The organism is Mesorhizobium sp. KR2-14 (assembly GCF_040049255.1).
Taxonomy (GTDB): domain Bacteria; phylum Pseudomonadota; class Alphaproteobacteria; order Rhizobiales; family Rhizobiaceae; genus Pseudaminobacter.
Genome location: NZ_JBDZDR010000010.1, coordinates 73,338 through 92,636 on the forward strand (window position 1 = coordinate 73,338; position 19,299 = coordinate 92,636).

The following is a 19,299-nucleotide window of genomic DNA, read 5'->3' on the forward strand; positions in this document are numbered from 1 at the left end:
GACACCCATGGCCCTCATCAAGGATATCCTGCAAACCATGGAATATGGCCCCTCGCCCGAAAGCAACGAACACGTCGTCGCCTGGCTCGGGCAGCATGAGGCGGGCTTCGGCCACTTCATCGACGGCAAGTTCACCGACCCGGCGGCGAGCGAAAGCTTTGAGGTGACCAGCCCGGCCAATGGCAAGGTGCTTGCCCGGGTGGCCCGGGGCACGGCCGAGGACGTCGACCGCGCCGTGGCAGCCGCCACACGCGCCTTCAAGAGCTGGTCGAAGCTGTCCGGACACGAGCGGGCGCGGCATCTCTATGCGCTCGCCCGCCATATCCAGAAGCGCGACCGCTTCCTGGCCGTGCTGGAAACCATGGACAACGGTAAGCCGATCCGCGAAAGCCGCGACATCGACATCCCGCTGGTCGCCCGCCACTTCTACCACCATGCCGGCTGGGCCGAGCTGATCGAAAGCGAGTTTCCCGGCTACCAGCCGGTCGGTGTTTGCGGCCAGGTCATCCCGTGGAATTTTCCGCTGCTGATGCTGGCCTGGAAGATCGCGCCGGCTCTGGCCGCCGGCAACACCGTGGTGCTGAAACCGGCCGAGCAGACGCCGCTGACGGCTCTGGCCTTCGCCGAGATCTGCCGCGAGGCCGGCCTGCCGGACGGCGTGGTCAACATCGTCACCGGCGAGGGCGACACGGGTGCGGCGCTGGTCGGGCATCCGGGGGTGGCGAAAGTGGCCTTCACCGGCTCGACCGAGGTCGGCCGCATCATCCGCCGCGCCACGGCCGGCTCGGGCAAGAAGCTGTCGCTGGAGCTCGGCGGCAAGTCGCCCTTCATCGTCTTCGACGACGCCGATCTCGACAGCGCAGTCGAGGGCCTGGTCGATGCGATCTGGTTCAACCAGGGCGAAGTCTGCTGCGCCGGGTCGCGCCTGCTGGTGCAGGAAGGCATTGCCGAAAAATTCTACGCCAAGCTGCGCGCCCGCATGGGAACGCTGCGCGTCGGCGACCCGCTCGACAAGTCCACCGACATCGGCGCGGTCGTCTCCACCGAGCAGCTGGAGCGCATCGGCGCGCTGGTGGCCAAGGGCAGGCAGGAAGGGGCGGAGGTGTTCCAGCCGTCGATCGCCATGCCGGCCAAGGGCTGCTTCTTCCCGCCGACGCTGATGACCGGCGTCGAACCGGCTTCGACGGTGGCGATGGTCGAAATCTTCGGGCCGGTGCTGGTGGCGATGACCTTCCGCACGCCGGACGAGGCGGTGGCGCTGGCCAACAACACCCGCTTCGGCCTAGCCGCCTCGATCTGGTCGGAAAACATCAACCGCAGCCTCGACATTGCCGCGCGCGTCAAGGCCGGCGTGGTGTGGATCAACGCCACCAACCTGTTTGATGCCGCCGCCGGCTTCGGCGGCTACCGCGAAAGCGGTTTCGGGCGCGAGGGCGGCCGGGAAGGGCTCTACGAATATCTGGTGCCCGCCCTCGGCAAGCCGGCCAAGGGTGCGGAGGCGACAAAAGCCCCGCTCAACCCCACGCCATCGGCCGCGACGGCCTTGGCGCCCGTCTCCGACGACGCGATCGACCGCACGGCCAAGCTCTATATCGGCGGCAAGCAGGCGCGGCCGGATTCCGGGTATAGCTATGCGGTGGTCAATCCCGCCGGCAAGACGGTGGGCCATGCCGGCCTCGGCAACCGCAAGGACATCCGCAACGCGGTGGAAGCGGCGGCGAAGGCAGGCAGCTGGGGCGCGGCGACGGCTCACAACCGGGCGCAGATCCTCTACTATATCGCCGAGAACCTGTCGGCCCGCGCGGCTGAGTTCGAGGCAAGGCTGCGCGCCATGACCGGCGCCTCGGCCAAGGACGCGGCGGAGGAAGTGGCGGCCTCGATCCGCCGGACCTTCTTCTATGCCGGCTTTGCCGACAAGCACGACGGCGCTGTCCACTCGACCAAGTCGCGGCATGTGACGCTGGCGATGAACGAGCCCTTCGGCATCATGGGCATCGTCTGCCCCGACAAGGCGCCGCTGCTCGGTTTCGTCTCGCTGGTGATGCCGGCGCTGGCCGCCGGCAACCGCGTCATCGCCGTGCCCTCGGCCCGCCATCCGCTGGCGGCGACCGATTTCTACCAGTTGCTCGACACCAGCGACGTGCCGGCGGGCGTGGTCAGCATCGTCACCGGCGAGACGGCGAGCCTGGCCAAGACGCTGGCCGAGCACGACGAGGTTGCAGCGCTTTGGGATTTCGGCTCGACAGGCGACGCGGCCACGATCGAGGCGGCGTCGGCCGGCAACCTCAAGCCGGTGTGGAGCGGGGCTCCGCGCGACTGGACGTCGGGCGACGGCCAGGGCCGGGAATTCCTGCGCCGGGCAACGCAGGTGAAGAACATCTGGGTGCCCTACGGCGAGTAGGGCCGAGGCCTTAGTGACTTGCAAATGGTGCGCGCCGGATATGGCCCGCACCATTTGATTTCGAGCTTTAAGTCGCGAATTCTGCTCCGGCGAATGACGCTTGCCTGCAGCGTCTCTCGTCGCCGGCCGTCGCGGCCGATTTCCTGCCATTGAAAAATGCGGCCATTGTAGCTCCCGCCGGGAACCAATTGCGGTTTGCGGCGTCAAACAGCCATATCCGCGTCACTTCGGGCGCGGGCCGAGCCGTAGAGGAGAGGCAAGATGGCTTCGCAGGACGATCGCGGCCCGGGTCCCGATCTCGGTGCCGGCGTGCCGATTTCGGCATTTGACGAAAAGTCGCTGATCCAGGGGCATGTCGACGGGGAGCCGGTGGTGCTTGCGCGCGTCGGCGACGAAGTGCTTGCCGTGAGCGCGACATGCACGCACTACGGGGCATCGCTGGGCGACGGCATTCTTGTGGGCGATACGGTTCGCTGCCCATGGCACCACGCGTGCTTCAGCTTGCGCACTGGCGAAGCGCTGGCGGCGCCGGCTTTCGACCCTGTTGGGTGCTGGAAGGTAGAACGCCACGGCGACCGGATCGTGGTGGGCGACAAGATCTCACCGGAACCTTCGGGGGCCCGGGATACGGCCGGTGACCCGCAGCGGATCGTCATCGTGGGCGGTGGCGCGGCCGGCTTCGCCGCTGCGGAAATGTTGCGTCGTCGCGGCTATGCGGGGCAATTGACGATGCTCAGCGCAGACGCCGACGCCCCCTATGACCGCCCCAACCTGTCGAAGGACTATCTCGCCGGAACGGCCGAGGAGGGATGGATTCCACTGCGCTCGCCGAAATACTACGCCAGGAAGCAGATCGACCTGCAGCTGGGCACAAGCGTGGAGCGCATCGACCCGGAGGCGCGCACGGTGATTGCGGCCGACGGGCGCAGCTTTCCCTTCGACCGGCTTCTCCTTGCGACCGGGGCTGAGCCAGTGCGGTTGCCAATACCCGGTGCGGACCGCGAAAACGTCTTCGTGTTGCGCTCGCTCGCCGACAGCCGCGCGATCATTGCAGCCGCGCAGAATGCCGGGAAGGTGGCGATAGTCGGCGCGAGCTTCATCGGGCTGGAGGTGGCCGCCGCCTTGCGAGAGCGCGGGCTGGAGGTGCACGTCGCCGCTCCGGAAGCCGCTCCTCTGGAAAAAGTGCTCGGTCCGCAGCTCGGCGCCTTCATCAGGTCGCTGCATGAAGAGCATGGGGTGCATTTCCACCTCGGAGCCACCGCCGCAAGCGTCGACGACCGATCGCTGAAGCTGAGCGACGGAAGCGAGATCGAGGCCGATTTCGTGGTGATGGGCGTTGGCGTGAAGCCGCGCATCGCCCTGGCCGCGAAGGCCGGCATTGCCGTCAACAGCGGTGTGCTGGTGGACGAATTCCTGCAGACGAGCGTGCCGGGAATTTATGCGGCCGGAGACATAGCCGAGTGGCAGGCCGATGGTGAAAGGCGGCGCGTCGAGCACTGGGTCCTGGCCGAGCGGCACGGCCAGGCCGCGGCGGAGAACATGCTGGGGCTACGCCAGCCCTTTTCGGCTCCGCCGTTTTTCTGGAGCGCGCATTACGACGTGACGATCCGCTATGTCGGCTATGCCCGGTCCTGGGACTCGATCGCGATCGACGGCAGCATCGAGCGCCGGGATTGCGTGGTCGAATACCGGAAGGCCGGGAAGACGGTGGCGATCGCCTCCATCGGCCGCGATATCCAGGCGCTGGAGTTCGAGGCCAGGATGGCCGAAACATCGAGCTGACCGTTGCGAATTGATGGCCCGGCGGGGGCCACCGCTCCTTCACGGCACCAGAACCGCCGCCCCGCTGAAGCGGCCCGCGCGAAGATCGGCAAGTGCAGTGTTCGCTTGCTCCAGCGCATAAGGGATGGTCCGGGTGTGCACGCCAGCCTGCTTCGCAACCGGGAAGAAGGTGTGGGCATCTTCCCGTGTCAGGTTTGCCACGGAAACAAGCTCCCGCTCCTGCCACAGAAGCGCATAGGGCATGGAGGGAATATCGCTCATGTGAATGCCCCCGCAGACGACGCGGCCGCCTTTCCTGACCGCCCGGAGAGCGGCCGGCACCAGATCGCCCACCGGAGCAAAGATGATTGCCGCATCCAACGGAGTGTCCGGCCGCGTGTCAGAGCCGCCGGCCCACACCGCGCCCAGGCCCAACGCAAACTTCTGAGCCTCGATGTCGCCGGGTCTCGTGAAGGCATATACTTCCCGCCCCTGCCAGACGCAGATCTGGGCAATGATATGCGCCGCCGCGCCAAAGCCGAAGAGCCCTATGCGCCGCCCCTCCCCGGCCCTCCTCAAAGACCGCCAGCCGATCAGGCCGGCGCAGAGCAGCGGCGCCAGCGAAACCGGATCGGCCTCCATGTCGAGATCGAAGGAAAATGCAGCGTCTGCCACGACATGGGTGGCAAAGCCGCCGTCGCGGGTATAGCCGGTGAACAGCGGTCGATCGCACAGGTTTTCTGAACCGGCGAGGCAATAGGGGCAGGCCCCGCAGCTGTGCCCAAGCCATGGCACGCCGACCCGGCGGCCGATGCGGGCTGGATCGACCCCATCTCCAACCGCATCGACGATCCCCACGATCTCGTGGCCTGGCACCAGCGGCAGCTTGGGGTCGGGCAGTTCCCCGTTAACCACGTGGAGGTCGGTGCGGCAGACGGCGCAGGCCTCGACCACCAGCCTGATCTCGCCTGGTCCCGGATAAGGATCTGGCCTTTCCTCGAGAACCAGGGGCTTGCCGATTGCTTCCAGCACCATTGCTCGCATGGTCGTCTCCAGCGCAGAGACTTCGGCCGCATCCCGCCGAGCCGTGGCCGCAGCGCGGACTTGCGCCCTACGAGGTCATTTGACCACGCTCCGCACCTGTCTGGCAATCTTGCCGATCATGGCCGCCCGCGTGACGCGGCTTCAGGCGGCGGGCGGCAGGTCAGTCTGGTTGCCGGTTCCGTCGCGCCCGGAACAGCTCTCGCCCGGCGCGGTCGTCAAGCTGGCGTCTTCGGCGCGGTCGCGATAGAGCGCCGCCCTGGCCAGCATCATCAGCGTCACGGGCGTCGTCGCGGTCACGAAGACGGCTATGAGCACTTCGTGCAGTACCAGACGGCTTTCAAGGATGGAGAAGAAGACCATCGAGGCGATCAATATGCTGCCTGCGCCCCAGGTGGTGCCGAGCGTCGGGGCGTGAACACGCTGGTAGAAACTGCGCAGCCGCACCAGTCCCACTATGCCGAGCAGCGTCAACGCGGAACCGGCAAGCACAAGGAATGCGACGAGAAGCGCGGCCCAGGCCGGCAGGTCTGCAATTTCCGTCATTCGATGACCTCGCCCCGCATGAGAAACTTTGCCAGGGCCACCGTGGACACAAAACCCAGAAGCGCGATGATTAGGGCCGCTTCGAAATAAAGCGTGCTTCCGGTGCGCATGCCCAGCACGACCAGCAGAAGCATGCCGGCAATGTAGAAGGCGTCGAAGGCGAGGATCCTGTCCTGCGCGCGCGGACCGCGAACGATGCGCGAGGCGGCGATTGCCATGGCGACGCCAAGCAGGATCTGTGCGACCAGCAGCGACCAGACGAGAATGATGGCGCTCATTCGAATATCTCCAGCAAAGGCCGCTCATAGCGGTTCTTGATCAGCCCCACCCAGTCCTCGTCGCCGAGATCCAGGATATGCAGAAGGAGCGTATTGCGGGTGGAATCGTATTCGACCCATGCCGTACCCGGCGTGCTGGTGACAATGCAGGCAAGCACGGCCAGCCCGGTGGGATCGCGAAGCGTCAGCGGTATAGTCACGAAGCCTGATATCTCGCGTCCGCCGGTGCCGCGCAGGATCAGGCTCGCAACCGCGATGTTGGAGCGCAGAATGTCGATGAACACCACCCAGACCAGGCCGGGGATCGCGCTCCATCGGCGCAGCCGCGGCTTTTTCGGTTCCAGGGCTGCCATGGCACCGGACGCTGCAACGGCAATGACGCTGCCGAGCAGAAGCTGGCCGGTGGAAAAGCCGTTCAGCAAAAGCCACATCGCCAGCAGCGACAAGGTCAGAAGCGGGTATGGGAGCAGCTGCCTCATCATTCCGCCGCTCCCGGCCCGGCTCGGGGCGCCCGCAGAACCTCGCCGATATATTGCTGCGGAGCATGCAGCGAGTGGGCCGTGGCCTCAAGGTAACGCATGACAGGCCCGCCCTGTATCGTCATCATCAATGCGAGCAGAAGGAGGAAGGCTACCGGGACCACCTCGATGACGAGGACGCGCGGAACAACCGCCTCGATCGGCGCCCAGAACATGCGTATCCCAAAACGCGACATCGCCAGAAGCGCCGCGAGACCGGAAAGCACCACAAGGGTCGTCAATATCCACGCGGGGGCGGAGATTCCCGCCGCCCCTCCGGTATCGAGGATAGCCGACAGCAATGCCAGCTTGGCGATGAAGCCGGACAACGGGGGCAGGCCGGCCAGCAGCAGGCCGCAAATGGCGAAGCAGACGCCAAGGATGGCCAAAGCGCCGGGGAAGGCCACGCCCACCCGGTCCTCAACGGCCTCCTCGTCCTCGTCTCCGAAGGCCTCGGCGGTGACCGCCAGAATGTCTGCGGCTGGGTTTTGCTCCCTTTCGATCAGTTCGATGAGGAGGAAAAGCGCGCCGACAGTGACGGTGGAGCTGACCAGATAGAACAGGGCGCCGGCGGTGACGTCCACCGCAGACATGCCCACGGCCGCCAGCAGCGTTCCCGACGAAATCAGCACGCTGAAGCTGGCAAGCCGCGCCATCGCCTGGGAGGCCAGCACGCCGACCGTGCCGAAGACGATCGTCGCCATGCCTCCCACGATCAGCAGATTGCTGCCGAAGCCGGCGGAATCTCCGGCCTGGACACCGAACAGGAGGAGCGACAGCCGCAGGAGCACATATATGCCGACCTTGCTGAGCAGCGTAAAAATGGCCGCTACCGGTGCAGCCGCGACAGAATATGCATTCGGCAGCCAGTAGCTCAGCGGCCACATGCCTGCCTTCACAAGGAACGCGACGCCAAGTATCGCCGCGCCGGCCTCGAGCAGGGTACGATCGCGGCCGGAAAGCTCGCCGATCCTCACAGCAAGATCGGCCATGTTCAGCGTACCCGTGACCCCATAAATGAGGCTCACGCCGATCAGGAACAGGAAGGAGGCGGCGAGATTGACGGCAACATAGTGCATGCCGGCCTTTACGCGCGCAGGCCCGGAGCCGTGCAGCACGAGGCCATAGGAGGCCGCCAGCATCACCTCGAAGAAGACGAACAGATTGAAGAGGTCGCCGGTCAGGAAGGCTCCGTTCACCCCCATCAGCAGGAACTGGAACAGCGTATGGAAATGGGCTCCGGCCTTGTGCCAGCGCGCCAGCGCGAAAACCAGCGATGCCAAGGCCAGAAGGCTGGTCACCATCAGCATCAGCGCGGACAAACGATCCAGCACGAGAACGATACCGAAGGGCGCGGGCCAATTGCCCAGCAGATAGACGGAAGCCTCGGAGGTGTCGGCAAGGCGCACCAGCTTGACTGCCACGACGACCAGCAGGAGCGTCGAAGCCAGATTGATGATCGACTTCAGAAAATGACGCCGCTCGTCGTAGAGCATGAGCAGCGCGCCGGCCACCAGCGGCAGCAGCACGGGCATGATGACCAGATGGTCGGACCAGCCGGTCATTCCGGTTCCCTCCCGTCGACATGGTCGGTGCCGGTAAAGCCGCGCGCCGCCAGCAGGATCACCAGAAACAAGGCCGTCGTGGCAAAGCCGATGACGATTGCCGTCAGAACCAGCGCCTGCGGCACCGGGTCCGCATAGTCGGCCAGGCTGCCGCTCTGTCCGTTCAGAACGGGAGCGGCGCCGCCCCGCAGTCGGCCCATTCCGAAGATGAACAGGTTCACTGCATAGGAGATGAGCGACAGGCCCACGATGACCTGGTAGGTGCGCGGCCGCAGAAGCAGCCAGACGCCCGAACCTGCCAGGGCGGCGATGCTGAGCGAGAGGACAAGCTCCATCAGGCGTCCTCCCCTTCCACTTCCACGGCGGCTCGGGCCGAACGCAGGCTTCTGATCGACTGGTGCGCGAGCGCGATCAGCATGAGCACCGTGGCGCCGACCACGATGCCGAAAACGCCCAGGTCGAAAAGCATGGCAGTGGCGAATGGCACCGCGCCAGCCAGGGGCAGCTCGACATACTGAGAATGCGACGTCAGGAAAGGATAGTCGAACAACCAGGAACCCATGCCGGTGAGTGCCGCCAGAAGCAGCCCTAGGCCGATCCAGCTCACCGGCAGGATGCGAAGCCGTTCCTCAAGCCATCTTGCTCCGGCGGCCATGTATTGCAGGATGAAGGCGGCGGCCATCGCTATTCCCGCCACAAAGCCGCCGCCCGGAAGGTCATGCCCGCGCATGAACAGGTAGACGGCCAGCACGATGACGACCGGGAATGCCCATTGCATGAGCACGGCTGGCACCAGGAGATAGTCGCCAACCGTGTCGCCGAGCTCGCGGTCGGGCGCGGCCTCGTCGAAGGCATTCTGCATGCGCTGCTGCTCTGGCGCGGCCACGCTATCGGCAGCCGGCCGGAAACGGCGCAGCAGTGCAAAAACCGTCAGGGCGACAACCGCCAGCACGGTGATTTCCCCCAGAGTGTCGAAACCGCGGAAGTCCACGAGAATGACGTTGACCACGTTCTTGCCGCCGCCTTCCAGGTAGGCGTTCTCCAGGAAATAGCTCGCCACGGTCTCGGCCGCGAAAGGGCTAGTCATGGCGGCAAAGGCCAGAAGTCCGACCCCGCCGCCCGCCAAAACGGCGATGACGAAGTCGCGGTATCTGCGCAGGCGTATGCCGAGCGCGACGGCCCCGCGCTCCTTTTCCTCAAGACGCTTGGGAAGCCAGCGCAATCCGAGCAAAAGCAGCACCGTCGTGACGATTTCGACCAGCAACTGGGTCAGGGCCAGGTCCGGTGCCGAGAACCAGGCGAAGGTGATGCAGGTGGAAAGCCCCGCCCCGCCCAGAAGGATGAGGGCTGCCAGCCTGTGGTATTTGGCCTTGTAGGCAGCGCCGATCGCGCAGAAGATGCCGCTGGCCCAGATCAGCACGAACACTGGATCGATGGCGTCCAGGACGGGCAGACCCGGCCTGAAGCCGTTGAGATAGAGCGGAACCAGCGCTGCCAGGAAGGCCACGACCACGAGCACGCGAAGCTGCGGCTGCAGACGCCGCGTTCCCAACACCGTTTCGAGCGACCGGGCCCACTTCCAGGAAAGGGTGACCAGCACGCGTTCAAAGACACGTCGTCCTTCGAGGCGGCGAAGAAATGGCGGCCCCTCCTCGCTCTCGTTCAGATACGAGTTCAGCAACAGATAGAGCACCACGCCGCCCACGAGCGCGATCGCGCTCATCAGAAGCGGCAGGTTGAAACCATGCCAGACCGACAGGCTGTAGGCCGGAGTGTCCGGCCCCAGAACTGAAGTCACCGCGACGTGAAGAAAGGGACCGACCGTCATGGCAGGAATGATGCCGACGACGAGGCAGGCCAGGACCAGGAACTGGATGGGAAAGCGCATCCAGAAAGGCGGCTCATGCGGCGTACGCTCGAGATCCTTGGGAGGCGGACCGAAAAACACCGTATGGATGAAGCGCAGGGAATAGGTAACGGCGAAAGCCCCGGCCAGAACGGCTACGTAGGGAGCGGCCGTGTCCAGAACCGACTTCGCGTGCGTCTCGATGGCTTCGGCGAAGAACATTTCCTTCGAGAGAAAGCCGTTGAGCAGCGGCACGCCGGCCATGGCCGCGCTTGCCACCATGGCGAGCGTCGCGGTGATGGGCATGAAGCGGAAGAGCCCACTCAGCCGGCGCATGTCGCGCGTGCCTGTCTCGTGGTCGATGATGCCGGCAGCCATGAACAGCGAAGCCTTGAAGGTCGCGTGGTTCATCATGTGGAAGATGGCGGCGACCGCCCCGAGCGGGCTGCCGAGACTGAGAAGCATGGTGATCAGGCCGAGATGGCTGATGGTGGAATAGGCGAGCAACCCCTTCAGATCGTGCTGGAAGATGGCAAAGAACGCCCCCACCAGCAGCGATGCCATTCCGGCGAAACCGACGATCCAGAACCATTCCGGCGTGCCCGACAGAACCGGCCACAGCCGCGCCATCAGGAACACGCCCGCCTTCACCATCGTGGCCGAGTGAAGATAGGCCGAGACCGGTGTCGGTGCCGCCATCGCGTTGGGCAGCCAGAAATGGAAGGGAAACTGGGCGCTTTTCGTCAGCGCGCCCAGCAGGATGAGCAACAGTGCGGGAAGATAAAGCTCGTGCGAGCGGATCAGGTCGCCCGAAGAGAGAACGCGGTCGAGATCATAGCTTCCCACGATGTGGCCGATCAGCAGAACACCTACAAGAAGCGCCATGCCGCCGATTGCGGTGACCGTGAGCGCCATGCGCGCGCCATCGCGCGCGCTGGAATTGTGATGCCAGTAGCCGATGAGCAGGAAGGAAAAGATGCTGGTCAGTTCCCAGAAGACGACCAGCAGGACCAGATTGCCGGAGATCACCAGTCCGAGCATCGCGCCCATGAAGGCAAGCAGGAACGCGAAGAACCGCGGCACGGGATCCTGCGGCGACATGTAGTAGCGCGCATAAAGCACCACCAGGAAGCCGAAGCCGCTTACCAGCACGCTGAACAGCCAGGCGAAACCGTCCATCCGCAGCACGAAGTTGAGCCCGAGGGTAGGCAGCCACTCCGTTTCGCTACGGATGACACCCCGCTCGACGATGGCGGGATAGGCTATCGAGGCCAGAAGCAGGCACGCCAACGCCACCCCGCCAGCCAGCCAGGCCTCGGAATTTCGTGCGTTGGGGCGAAAGGTGGCCGCGAGAATGCTTCCGGCGAAAGGAAGAACGACAATGAGAATCAGCAATATGTCGTCGTTCATCGTCCTCAGGCGGTTTCCCAATCAAATCAAATGCGTCGGATGGAAACCACCCCGCTATATTATTGGGGACCCGGGACAGCCCGCGCAAGGGAATTGGCCGGAAAAGTTGAAATCTTTTCCCGGCCGGCACTTTCCTCACGCGAAAAGCGATCTCCGAACCCCGAAATTTGCTGTCGTGCGCAGTCTCGAAGCGGCAGAGCCCGGCGGTTTCCCGCCGGGCCCTTTCGTTGGATCGGTCGAACGAATCAGAACGAGCGCTGGAAGCGGACCATGCCGCCGAAGCCGTCGCGGATCTTCGTGCCGTCGTCGGTGTGGACGGAGTTCCACGCCACTTCCGGGGTGATCTTGAAGCCCGGAACGATGGTGTAAGCGACGTTGGCAACGACCGCGAGGTCCTTGTTCTCGGCGTAGGAGACCTGCGCGTTGAGCGCGGCCTGCTTGCTCATCTTCACGCTGCCGCCGCCCCAGACGGCCCAGTTGCCGCCCCAGGACTTGTAGAAGCTGCGGGAGATGTTCTTGTCGGTGCCATAGCCGCCCATGACGAAGAGCGAGACGCTGTCGGACGCCTTGACGTCGAGGCGAACCTTGCCGGCCCACTCGTTCCAGACCGAATCATAGCCGACGACGCCCGAGAAGCCGCCCCAGCCCTGCGTGTAGGCAGCGCCGGCAACCACGTGCGGGACGTAGGAATCGAGCGTGTAGAGAACGCCATTGCCTTCCTCGAGGGCGACGGAAGCCGAGAAGCCGTTGTCACCAGTGTAGGTATAGGCAATCTGATGCGTGTCGTAGGGGCCGAAGGGCACCAGATCGTCTTCCATGACGCCGCCCGCATAGCCGGTCAGCGTCGAGAACATCGAGTCGGTCTTGCCGATGCGGAAGCCGCCGAGTTCGATGAACGCATGGTTGATGGCGAAGCCGGTGTTGGTCGTCGTCCAGTTTCCACCGGAAACCTCCACGCCATCGATCTTGATCTTATCGGCGGTGGCGGTGTCCCAGTTGTAGTTGATGTGCATGTAGCCGCGCAGGGTGCCGAGTTCGGTTTCCGAACGGGCGTCGAGCTGCATGGCAGCGCGGGCGCGCTTGTAGTAGGTGTCATGCGTGCGAATGTCGGCGAGGGCACGGTCGCCCTGGATGACTTCGAGGGTGTCGCGCTTGCTGGTGACGTCGACCAGGCCGCGGTTGCCACCGTTGCCTGCGCGAATGTCGTAGCGGATGTAGCCGCCGACCTTCAGGCAGGTTTCCGTGCCGGGAATGTAGTAGAAGCCGGCGCCGTAGACGTCGCAGATGCGGACGTATTCCATCGGCTCGGGCTCAGCAACGACAACAGCGTCGGCGGCGTAGGCAGCAGGAACCGCGATCATCATCGCGGCTGAGCCGAGGAGAAGGCTCTTGATGTTCATGTATTGACTCCAGTCAAAAGTTAATCAACGGGTCTGGGCACTTTTGCTGGAGACCAGCCTTCCCTGCCCCCATCCCCACCGCCGCTCTAGCGACGCCGCGTGACGCTTGCGTATCGGGAACATGACAGAGAGATGACAAACCGGGAGATCGGGAATCTGGGCCTGCACTGTGGCACATCAGCATCAGTGGCGGTGAACTGCATATAGGCGGGGCGCCAGGCAGCGGCCCACTGGCTTCACGGACATGCCTTTCTCCACGTGGGGCGCCTCGGTGCCGCTACCGGTAGTCGTGATGGTGTTCGAGGGATTGCGGCCGTCAATGCCCGGCAGCAGTAACGGGCATTGGCTCCAGGCCTGATCTGCCTGCCGGCAACCCACGGAAATTTAATAGCATTTTATTTACCATCCCAACTCATCGCAGCCGCTGTTGCTGCTTTGCTACAGACTCTCTTCAACCGAGCCGTGTAGGTGGAGGTCATCTTGAGTTTGAGTGTGAATGCAAAGGTATTGGAAAAATGAACTTCAAGCACATCGCCGGCGCCACCGCAGTTGCCATGCTTCTTTCGAGCAGCGCCTTTGCTGCTGACGCGTTCTCCTACGAGCCGTCGGCACCGGAAGCGGTGACGCCGATCTTCAGCTGGACCGGCGCCTATCTCGGCCTGAATGCGGGCTATGCTGGTGGAAAGGCCAAGCATCACTTCTCCGGCACGGACGTCGTCGAGGGAGATTGGGCCGATTCGGTCAACCTCAATGCCAATGGTTTCGCCGGCGGCGCGCAGATCGGCTACAACTACCAGATCGACCAGGTCATTCTCGGCGTCGAGGCTGATTTCCAGGGCTCCAATGTAAAGGCCGAGTTCGCTGCGACCGCCCTTGATGACAACGAACTGATGGCTGTCCGCATGGGCACCAAGCTCAATTGGTACGGCACCGTGCGCGCCCGCCTGGGCGTCACCGCCACCGACCGTTTCCTGGCCTATGCCACCGGCGGTCTCGCCTATGGCCGCACCACCAGCTACATCAACGGTAATGCCTTCGACGAAGCCATCAGCGAAAGCGTGAAGAAGACCAAGGCCGGCTGGACGATCGGTGCTGGCGCGGAATACGCGATCACCGACAATGTCACCTTCAAGACCGAGTATCTCTACACCGATCTCGGCAAGACCAATCTCTTCAACGGCGAAATCGAAGACGGAACCGCCAACATCAACCGGAAGTTCAGCTTCCACACGGTGCGCGCCGGCATCAACTACAAGTTCTGACCAGAACTTTCATTTGCTTCGAAGGGGCCTCGGCATCGCCGGGGCCTTTTCTTTTGCCGCACAAAAAACCGCCGCCCCTTGCGAGGCGGCGGCTCATGTCCGTGCGTCCGGGAGCGTAGCTCCCGGCGGTCAGGCTGCGTCAGATCTTACCGTCGAGTCCCAGCTGGTGGTACTTGTGCATGATCTTGTCCTGGTTCTCCAGGAGCCAGTCGATCGAGGGCTCGTTGGACATCGCCTTGCGAATGGCTTCGGTCGTGCCCTTCCGGTGCAGGTCGAACAGGATCTTGTGGTCGAGGTTCTGGTCGTCGACCACGCTCGGCGCCAGCCAGACCGAACAGATGATGCCGAGATCGTTGGCCTTCTCCTTCGGGATGAAGCCTGCGCGCACAGCGTCGAGAACGCCGTTGGCGATCGCGAACTGCACCGTACCCATGAGGATATTGGTGTAGCGCGAGCTCTTCACCGTAACCTTGGACACGCAAAGCGTGACCGGGCGCACCATGATGTCGGTGTTGAGCAGCGCGAAGACGCGGGTATGGCCCGCAACCTGATCGCCGGTCAGGGTTGCAAGGGCGGTACCGACGGGACCGTCGAGTTCGCCGATCACCACTTCGGGTTCGGACGCAGTGCCCGGAGGGCCTCCGGCGACCAGCGCTTCGCCGGTTCGCATAACGATACGATTGCTCATTCCAACTCCTCATTCAGTCAAAGCAGGGGGGTTATCGCGGTTCACTTCGACCGCCGACGGCCGCATCATGGCCATGCATGGTCAACAAGGCGTTAAGCCGGGCGTCTGGTGGTTCCGCCAGAGCATGGCAGGAAGTTTCCCGCCAGAGAACCGAAAATTCCGCGTCTATTGCAAAGCGACGGAAATTGGTGATTCAATGAATTCGTGCAGTAACAGGCCAAGGATTACGCGACCATGGCAACTGTGGAATCTGAACGCTTTGCAGCAACGCTGACGGCACTGCGCGGCCTGATAATGATCGCGGCGGCAATTGTTGCCTTCATGTTTCCGGAACAGACCGTGACTTTCCTGGTCCTGGCAGGGGGTGGCCTTCTGCTCGTCGACGGAGCCCTGGGCATCGCCACGCTTTCCTACTCCGGCCCCAGGGACACTGCCTTCTGGTTTACGCTCGTTCGCAATGCCCTCTCCATCATCGCGGGCCTGCTGGTGCTCTCGGGCTCTTTCCTGCTCACGATCTTCACCCTGAGTTTCCTGGCCGGGCTCGTGGGAACAGTGGCAGTTCTCGTCGGCATCATGGAAATTCTGTCCACAATGGTCGTCGGTCGCGCCCGCCGTGCGCGGCTTTGGCCGGTCCTGTTGGGCGGCGGTCTCTACATCGTGTTCGGACTGGCGCTGGCTTTCATCCCGCTCTCCAGCGCAGTCACCCTTGTCCGCGTCATCATGGTCTTGCTGGTGCTATACGGACTCAGCCTTTTCGTCCGGGCGTGGCGTCTGCGCGCCCACGAGTATTAAAGCCTGCAATTCCGAGCTGCACGCTTCGGCTTTCCGCCCAGGCAGCCCGGCGGCTTGCAAACGTCAAATTCTGTGTGTTCAGGCATTGCCCAAGGATCAGCGATCCGGCACATTCGCCCGGCAAGGAGAGGATGATCCATGGATTCTGTCGAGAAATTCGCCCTGTCGATAATGCTGCTTTTCGGCGCCCTTATCATCGGCGGGCTGATGGCCATCGGCATCGCGTGGAACGACAAGCCGGCATTCCTTTATGCCCTGGGCTCCGCGGTCGTCGTATGGGGTTCGTCATTTGCGGTGCTTTTTGGCAAACCCACGATCTACGGCGCCCTGCTGGTCGTCGCCATTCTTCTGATAGGGGCTTCGATAGGCGCCATCGTCACCTGAGGCCGATCCGGTTGGCTGACTGGGCTCAATCGGCCTCGCTGAGGCGATAGCCGACGCCGGTTTCAGTGCGAATGTAGCATGGCTGGCTCGGATCGGGCTCGATCTTCTGACGCAGCTGACGCACATAGACCCTGAGATACTGCACGTCCTGCACCTCACCCCACACCTGCTTCATCAGGAAATTGTGGGTCAGAACCTTTCCGGCATGCTGCACAAGCACCCTCAGTATGTCGTATTCCTTCGGCGACAGCTTCACCTCGCGCCCCTCGACCTTGACGATGCGCCGCACGAGGTCGACGCAGAGCCCGCCGGTCTGGAACACCGGCTTCTCGCCCTGTTGCTGCAGCCTGTGCCTCAGCGCCAGACGAATGCGGGCGATAAGCTCGTTCACCCCGAACGGCTTGGTCATGTAGTCGTCGGCACCGAGGTCCAGCGCTTCCACGATGCCGGCTTCGTCGGTGCGGCTGGAGAGGATGATGATCGGCACCGCGCAGCCGGCGGCCCGCCATTGCCTGAGAAGCTCCTGCCCCGACACATCCGGCAGCCCAAGGTCGAGCACCACCAGGTCGGGGGCTTCATTCGCCATTTCTGCAAGGGCGGCCCTGGCGTTCGGCGCCTCGGCGACGGCATAGCCCTGCGTGGAAAGGCCGGAACGCAGCAGTCTGCGGATGGGCTGCTCGTCGTCCACGACAAGCACCCTGATATGAGAGGCGGGCGTCAAGCGACTTCTCCGGGCAATTTCATGCGGATGGTGAAGACCGCGCCCTTGCGGTCGGTGCGGTTGCCCGCTGCGATGGTTCCGCCCATGGCTTCGACAAAGCCACGGCAGATGGCAAGGCCAAGGCCGGTCCCGGCCGGCACGCTGTCGCGTTTGCGCGCCCGCGTAAACTTGCCGAATATGTCTTCCAGCTCATCCGGGGGAATGCCGCTGCCCTCGTCCAGAACCTGCAGGGTCAGGGTGTTCGAAGCGAGGAAGGCCTGGACGCGAATGCGCGACCCCGCTACCGAATATTTCACGGCATTGTCGAACAGGTTGAACAGGACCTGTTCGAACAGAACCGGGTCCACGCGCAGCATCGGCAGATCGGCCGGCAGGTCGACCTCGATCTTGTGCCCGGAAAGTATCTTCCTGGCGCGGCGAAGCGCGCTGCCCACGATCTCGCTGATGTCGTGGAGCCCGAAATTGGGCGTCACTGCACCGGACTCCAGTCGCGTCATGTCCAGGAGGTTGGCGATGAACCGGTTCAGCCGCTCTGCCTCGTCCAGCACGGTGCCCAGCAGCTCTTCCTTGGCCGGCGCCTCCAGCGCGGAGGAAAACTCCTTCAGCATCCCGGCCGCCCCCATGATTGCCGCAAGAGGTGTCTTCAGGTCGTGCGAAATGGAGGTCAACAGCGCCGAACGCAACCGATCTGCCTCGACGGCCAGACGCGCATTGTCCAGGTCCTCGACCAGATGGACGCGCTCTATGGCAAGCGCCGACTGATCCGTCAGCGCGTCCATCAGCCTGCGCCTCTCGGGCGTCAACAGGGGGCCGCGGCGATCATCATCGATGCCGACGACGCCGATGACGCCGCGCACCGTGCGCATGGGCAGGAAGAGCCGCTTGGCACCCGGCAGGGTATCGGCGCCCCGACCGGCGGGCCGGTCATTTTCCCAGGTCCATTTGGCTGCCGCCAGATCGGCTTCGTCGAGCGTGTCCTCGGGCGGATATCCTGCCTTCACCACGATTTGCCCGTGCTCCGGCAGGAGCAGCACCACGCGGACCCTCAGCATGGACGCAATCTGAAAGGCCGTCGCCCAAAGCACATCGTCCAAAGTCGCGGTTCCAGCCAGCTTCTTGCTGAAGAGGTATAGGTTTTCCGTCATGCGGGCGCGCTGGCGGGCCGCCATCGCCTGGGTCCGCACGCGCGAGGTCAGGTTGCTGGCGATGACCGATACGATCAGGAAGAAGATGAATGTGACGATGCTTTCCGGATCGCCGATGGTGAAGGTGTAGAGCGGCGGCAGGAAAAAGAAATTGAAAGCCAGCGCACTGGCAATGCTGGTGAAGATGCCCGGCGCCAGGCCGTAACGCAGCGCGCTGACCAGCACCCCCATGAGAAACACGACCGCGATATTGGCGACGTCGAGCGACTGGTGCAGCGCCTCGCCCAGCAGCAAAGCCACGCCCACGATTGCCGCGCTTGCGATGTAGGGCTGCAGCGACAATCCTCCGGCGGAGCCGAGCTCCACCGTGCCGCGCGGCGGCTTCGGCTCAGGCGTGCGGCCTGAGATCACATGCACGCTTACGTCGCCGGCTATGCGGATGAGGTCGTGGGTGACGGAGCCCTGAAGCCATTCTCGCCAGCGCGCCTTGTGGGAGCTCCCCACCACGATATGAGTGACATTGCGCTCGCGCGCATAGCGCATGACATCTTCCGCGACAGCACGGCCGGGCAGCGTGACGGCCTCTGCCCCGAGAGTTTCGGCCAGCCGCATGGAAGCAGCCAATTGATCGCGTGCGCTTTCCGACAGGCGTGCCGAGCGCAGCGTCTCGATGTTGATAACCGACCATGGCGCACGCAGGCGTTCGGCCAACCGCCGGCCATAGCGCACGATTGCCAGGGAGCGCGGCGCCTCGTCGACGCAGACCAGAACCCGGTCGCCTGCGGCCCAGGGGCCCTCGATGGCGTTTTCGCGCATATGGCTGACGAGTTGTTCATCCACCCGCTGCGCGGTGCACCTCAGCGCAAGTTCGCGCAGCGCAGTCAGGTTGCCTGGCCTGAAATAGTTCTCAATGGCGTTTCGCGCCGTCTCCGGCACATAGACCTTGCCCTGCTTCAGCCTCTCGATCAGATCGCCCGGCGTGAGGTCCACCACCTCGATCTCGTCGGCACGGTCGATGATGGAGTCGGGAACCGTCTCGCGCACCCGCACGCGGGTGATCTGCGCGACGATGTCGTTCAGGCTTTCGACGTGCTGGATGTTGACGGTGGTGTAGACGTCTATGCCTGCGGCCAGCAGTTCCTCTATGTCGAGGTAACGCTTCGGGTGACGGCTGCCCGGCGCATTGGTGTGAGCCAGTTCGTCGACCAGGACCAATGCCGGCCGCCGCTCCAGGATTGCATCGAGGTCCATCTCCTCGAGCATCCTGCCGAGATAAGACACCTTCTGGCGCGGGATGATCTCGAAGCCCTGGAGAAGCGCCTCTGTCTCCTTGCGGCCGTGTGTCTCCACGATACCGATCACGACGTCCACGCCTTCCGCCAGGCGGGCTCGCGCCGAAAGCAGCATCTCGAACGTCTTGCCCACGCCCGGAGCAGCACCGAGGAAAATGCGCAGCTTGCCGCGCGCCTCCCGCTCGGCGGCTTCCAGAAGCGCCTCCGGAGACGGACGCTTGTCGGTATCGTCGACCATCCAGATTACTC

16 protein-coding genes are annotated in these 19,299 nt (G+C 63.9%); 5 read left to right on the plus strand and 11 right to left on the minus strand.

From position 1 onward, the window contains the following. Window positions 1-7 precede the first annotated feature (7 nt). Window positions 8-2,401, plus strand: a complete 2,394-nt coding sequence (locus ABLE86_RS20480) for an aldehyde dehydrogenase family protein (protein WP_348780839.1) — start codon at window positions 8-10, stop codon at window positions 2,399-2,401. Window positions 2,402-2,662: 261 nt separating this feature from the next. Continuing rightward, entirely contained in the window at window positions 2,663-4,183 is a 1,521-nt protein-coding gene (locus ABLE86_RS20485; RefSeq protein ID WP_348780840.1) for an FAD-dependent oxidoreductase, read from the plus strand. A 39-nt stretch (window positions 4,184-4,222) separates the two neighbouring features. Here ABLE86_RS20485 and ABLE86_RS20490 read toward each other — a convergent pair whose 3' ends face one another. The 8 genes from ABLE86_RS20490 to ABLE86_RS20525 form a co-directional block, all read right to left on the minus strand. Next, window positions 4,223-5,206, minus strand: a complete 984-nt coding sequence (locus ABLE86_RS20490) for a zinc-dependent alcohol dehydrogenase family protein (RefSeq protein ID WP_348780841.1) — start codon at window positions 5,204-5,206, stop codon at window positions 4,223-4,225. Window positions 5,207-5,347: 141 nt separating this feature from the next. Next, window positions 5,348-5,749: a monovalent cation/H(+) antiporter subunit G gene (mnhG, locus tag ABLE86_RS20495; protein ID WP_348780842.1), complete on the minus strand. Its 402-nt coding sequence runs from the start codon at window positions 5,747-5,749 to the stop codon at window positions 5,348-5,350. Then, window positions 5,746-6,027: a K+/H+ antiporter subunit F gene (locus ABLE86_RS20500; protein WP_348780843.1), complete on the minus strand. Its 282-nt coding sequence runs from the start codon at window positions 6,025-6,027 to the stop codon at window positions 5,746-5,748. Before ABLE86_RS20500 ends, mnhG begins: the two co-directional genes overlap by 4 nt. Then, window positions 6,024-6,509, minus strand: coding sequence for a Na+/H+ antiporter subunit E (locus ABLE86_RS20505; RefSeq protein ID WP_348780844.1), 486 nt, complete (start codon window positions 6,507-6,509; stop codon window positions 6,024-6,026). The genes ABLE86_RS20500 and ABLE86_RS20505 overlap by 4 nt, the downstream gene beginning before the upstream one ends. Then, the gene (locus ABLE86_RS20510) at window positions 6,506-8,110 is read right to left on the minus strand and encodes a monovalent cation/H+ antiporter subunit D (protein WP_348780845.1); all 1,605 of its coding nucleotides are present in this window, start codon (window positions 8,108-8,110) and stop codon (window positions 6,506-6,508) included. Before ABLE86_RS20510 ends, ABLE86_RS20505 begins: the two co-directional genes overlap by 4 nt. Next, window positions 8,107-8,445: a Na+/H+ antiporter subunit C gene (locus ABLE86_RS20515; RefSeq protein WP_348780846.1), complete on the minus strand. Its 339-nt coding sequence runs from the start codon at window positions 8,443-8,445 to the stop codon at window positions 8,107-8,109. Before ABLE86_RS20515 ends, ABLE86_RS20510 begins: the two co-directional genes overlap by 4 nt. Beyond that, a complete protein-coding gene (locus ABLE86_RS20520) occupies window positions 8,445-11,366 on the minus strand; it encodes a monovalent cation/H+ antiporter subunit A (protein WP_348780847.1) in 2,922 nt (973 codons plus the stop codon). The genes ABLE86_RS20515 and ABLE86_RS20520 overlap by 1 nt, the downstream gene beginning before the upstream one ends. Before the next feature lie 245 nt (window positions 11,367-11,611). Beyond that, complete coding sequence (locus tag ABLE86_RS20525; RefSeq protein WP_348780848.1) at window positions 11,612-12,766, minus strand: porin; 1,155 nt, start codon at window positions 12,764-12,766, stop codon at window positions 11,612-11,614. Between the two features lie 515 nt (window positions 12,767-13,281). Here ABLE86_RS20525 and ABLE86_RS20530 point away from each other — a divergent pair. Then, on the plus strand, window positions 13,282-14,028 hold the full coding sequence (locus tag ABLE86_RS20530; protein ID WP_348780849.1) for an outer membrane protein: 747 nt from the start codon (window positions 13,282-13,284) through the stop codon (window positions 14,026-14,028). A 139-nt stretch (window positions 14,029-14,167) separates the two neighbouring features. Here ABLE86_RS20530 and ABLE86_RS20535 read toward each other — a convergent pair whose 3' ends face one another. Beyond that, entirely contained in the window at window positions 14,168-14,716 is a 549-nt protein-coding gene (locus tag ABLE86_RS20535; protein ID WP_348780850.1) for a formaldehyde-activating enzyme, read from the minus strand. 234 nt (window positions 14,717-14,950) lie between these two features. Here ABLE86_RS20535 and ABLE86_RS20540 point away from each other — a divergent pair, with 234 nt between their 5' ends. Both ABLE86_RS20540 and ABLE86_RS20545 read left to right on the plus strand, forming a co-directional pair. After that, window positions 14,951-15,508, plus strand: coding sequence for a DUF308 domain-containing protein (locus ABLE86_RS20540; RefSeq protein WP_348780851.1), 558 nt, complete (start codon window positions 14,951-14,953; stop codon window positions 15,506-15,508). A gap of 138 nt (window positions 15,509-15,646) precedes the next feature. Further along, entirely contained in the window at window positions 15,647-15,892 is a 246-nt protein-coding gene (locus tag ABLE86_RS20545) for a hypothetical protein (RefSeq protein ID WP_348780852.1), read from the plus strand. A 25-nt stretch (window positions 15,893-15,917) separates the two neighbouring features. Here ABLE86_RS20545 and ABLE86_RS20550 read toward each other — a convergent pair whose 3' ends face one another. Both ABLE86_RS20550 and ABLE86_RS20555 read right to left on the minus strand, forming a co-directional pair. Continuing rightward, window positions 15,918-16,613, minus strand: coding sequence for a response regulator transcription factor (locus tag ABLE86_RS20550; protein ID WP_348780853.1), 696 nt, complete (start codon window positions 16,611-16,613; stop codon window positions 15,918-15,920). Then, complete coding sequence (locus ABLE86_RS20555; RefSeq protein ID WP_348780854.1) at window positions 16,610-19,288, minus strand: sensor histidine kinase KdpD; 2,679 nt, start codon at window positions 19,286-19,288, stop codon at window positions 16,610-16,612. Before ABLE86_RS20555 ends, ABLE86_RS20550 begins: the two co-directional genes overlap by 4 nt. Window positions 19,289-19,299: the final 11 nt, after the last annotated feature.

Excerpts from the sequence above, each read along its gene's own strand:
- ABLE86_RS20520 (WP_348780847.1), bottom strand. The coding sequence starts at position 11,366 with ATGAACGACGACATATTGCTGATTCTCATTGTCGTTCTTCCTTTCGCC.
- ABLE86_RS20525 (WP_348780848.1), bottom strand. The coding sequence starts at position 12,766 with ATGAACATCAAGAGCCTTCTCCTCGGCTCAGCCGCGATGATGATCGCG.
- ABLE86_RS20490 (WP_348780841.1), bottom strand. The coding sequence starts at position 5,206 with ATGCGAGCAATGGTGCTGGAAGCAATCGGCAAGCCCCTGGTTCTCGAG.
- ABLE86_RS20480 (WP_348780839.1), top strand. The coding sequence starts at position 8 with ATGGCCCTCATCAAGGATATCCTGCAAACCATGGAATATGGCCCCTCG.
- ABLE86_RS20500 (WP_348780843.1), bottom strand. The coding sequence starts at position 6,027 with ATGAGCGCCATCATTCTCGTCTGGTCGCTGCTGGTCGCACAGATCCTG.
- ABLE86_RS20535 (WP_348780850.1), bottom strand. The coding sequence starts at position 14,716 with ATGAGCAATCGTATCGTTATGCGAACCGGCGAAGCGCTGGTCGCCGGA.
- ABLE86_RS20510 (WP_348780845.1), bottom strand. The coding sequence starts at position 8,110 with ATGACCGGCTGGTCCGACCATCTGGTCATCATGCCCGTGCTGCTGCCG.
- ABLE86_RS20555 (WP_348780854.1), bottom strand. The coding sequence starts at position 19,288 with ATGGTCGACGATACCGACAAGCGTCCGTCTCCGGAGGCGCTTCTGGAA.
- ABLE86_RS20540 (WP_348780851.1), top strand. The coding sequence starts at position 14,951 with ATGGCAACTGTGGAATCTGAACGCTTTGCAGCAACGCTGACGGCACTG.
- ABLE86_RS20515 (WP_348780846.1), bottom strand. The coding sequence starts at position 8,445 with ATGGAGCTTGTCCTCTCGCTCAGCATCGCCGCCCTGGCAGGTTCGGGC.
- ABLE86_RS20485 (WP_348780840.1), top strand. The coding sequence starts at position 2,663 with ATGGCTTCGCAGGACGATCGCGGCCCGGGTCCCGATCTCGGTGCCGGC.
- ABLE86_RS20505 (WP_348780844.1), bottom strand. The coding sequence starts at position 6,509 with ATGATGAGGCAGCTGCTCCCATACCCGCTTCTGACCTTGTCGCTGCTG.
- ABLE86_RS20545 (WP_348780852.1), top strand. The coding sequence starts at position 15,647 with ATGGATTCTGTCGAGAAATTCGCCCTGTCGATAATGCTGCTTTTCGGC.
- mnhG (WP_348780842.1), bottom strand. The coding sequence starts at position 5,749 with ATGACGGAAATTGCAGACCTGCCGGCCTGGGCCGCGCTTCTCGTCGCA.
- ABLE86_RS20530 (WP_348780849.1), top strand. The coding sequence starts at position 13,282 with ATGAACTTCAAGCACATCGCCGGCGCCACCGCAGTTGCCATGCTTCTT.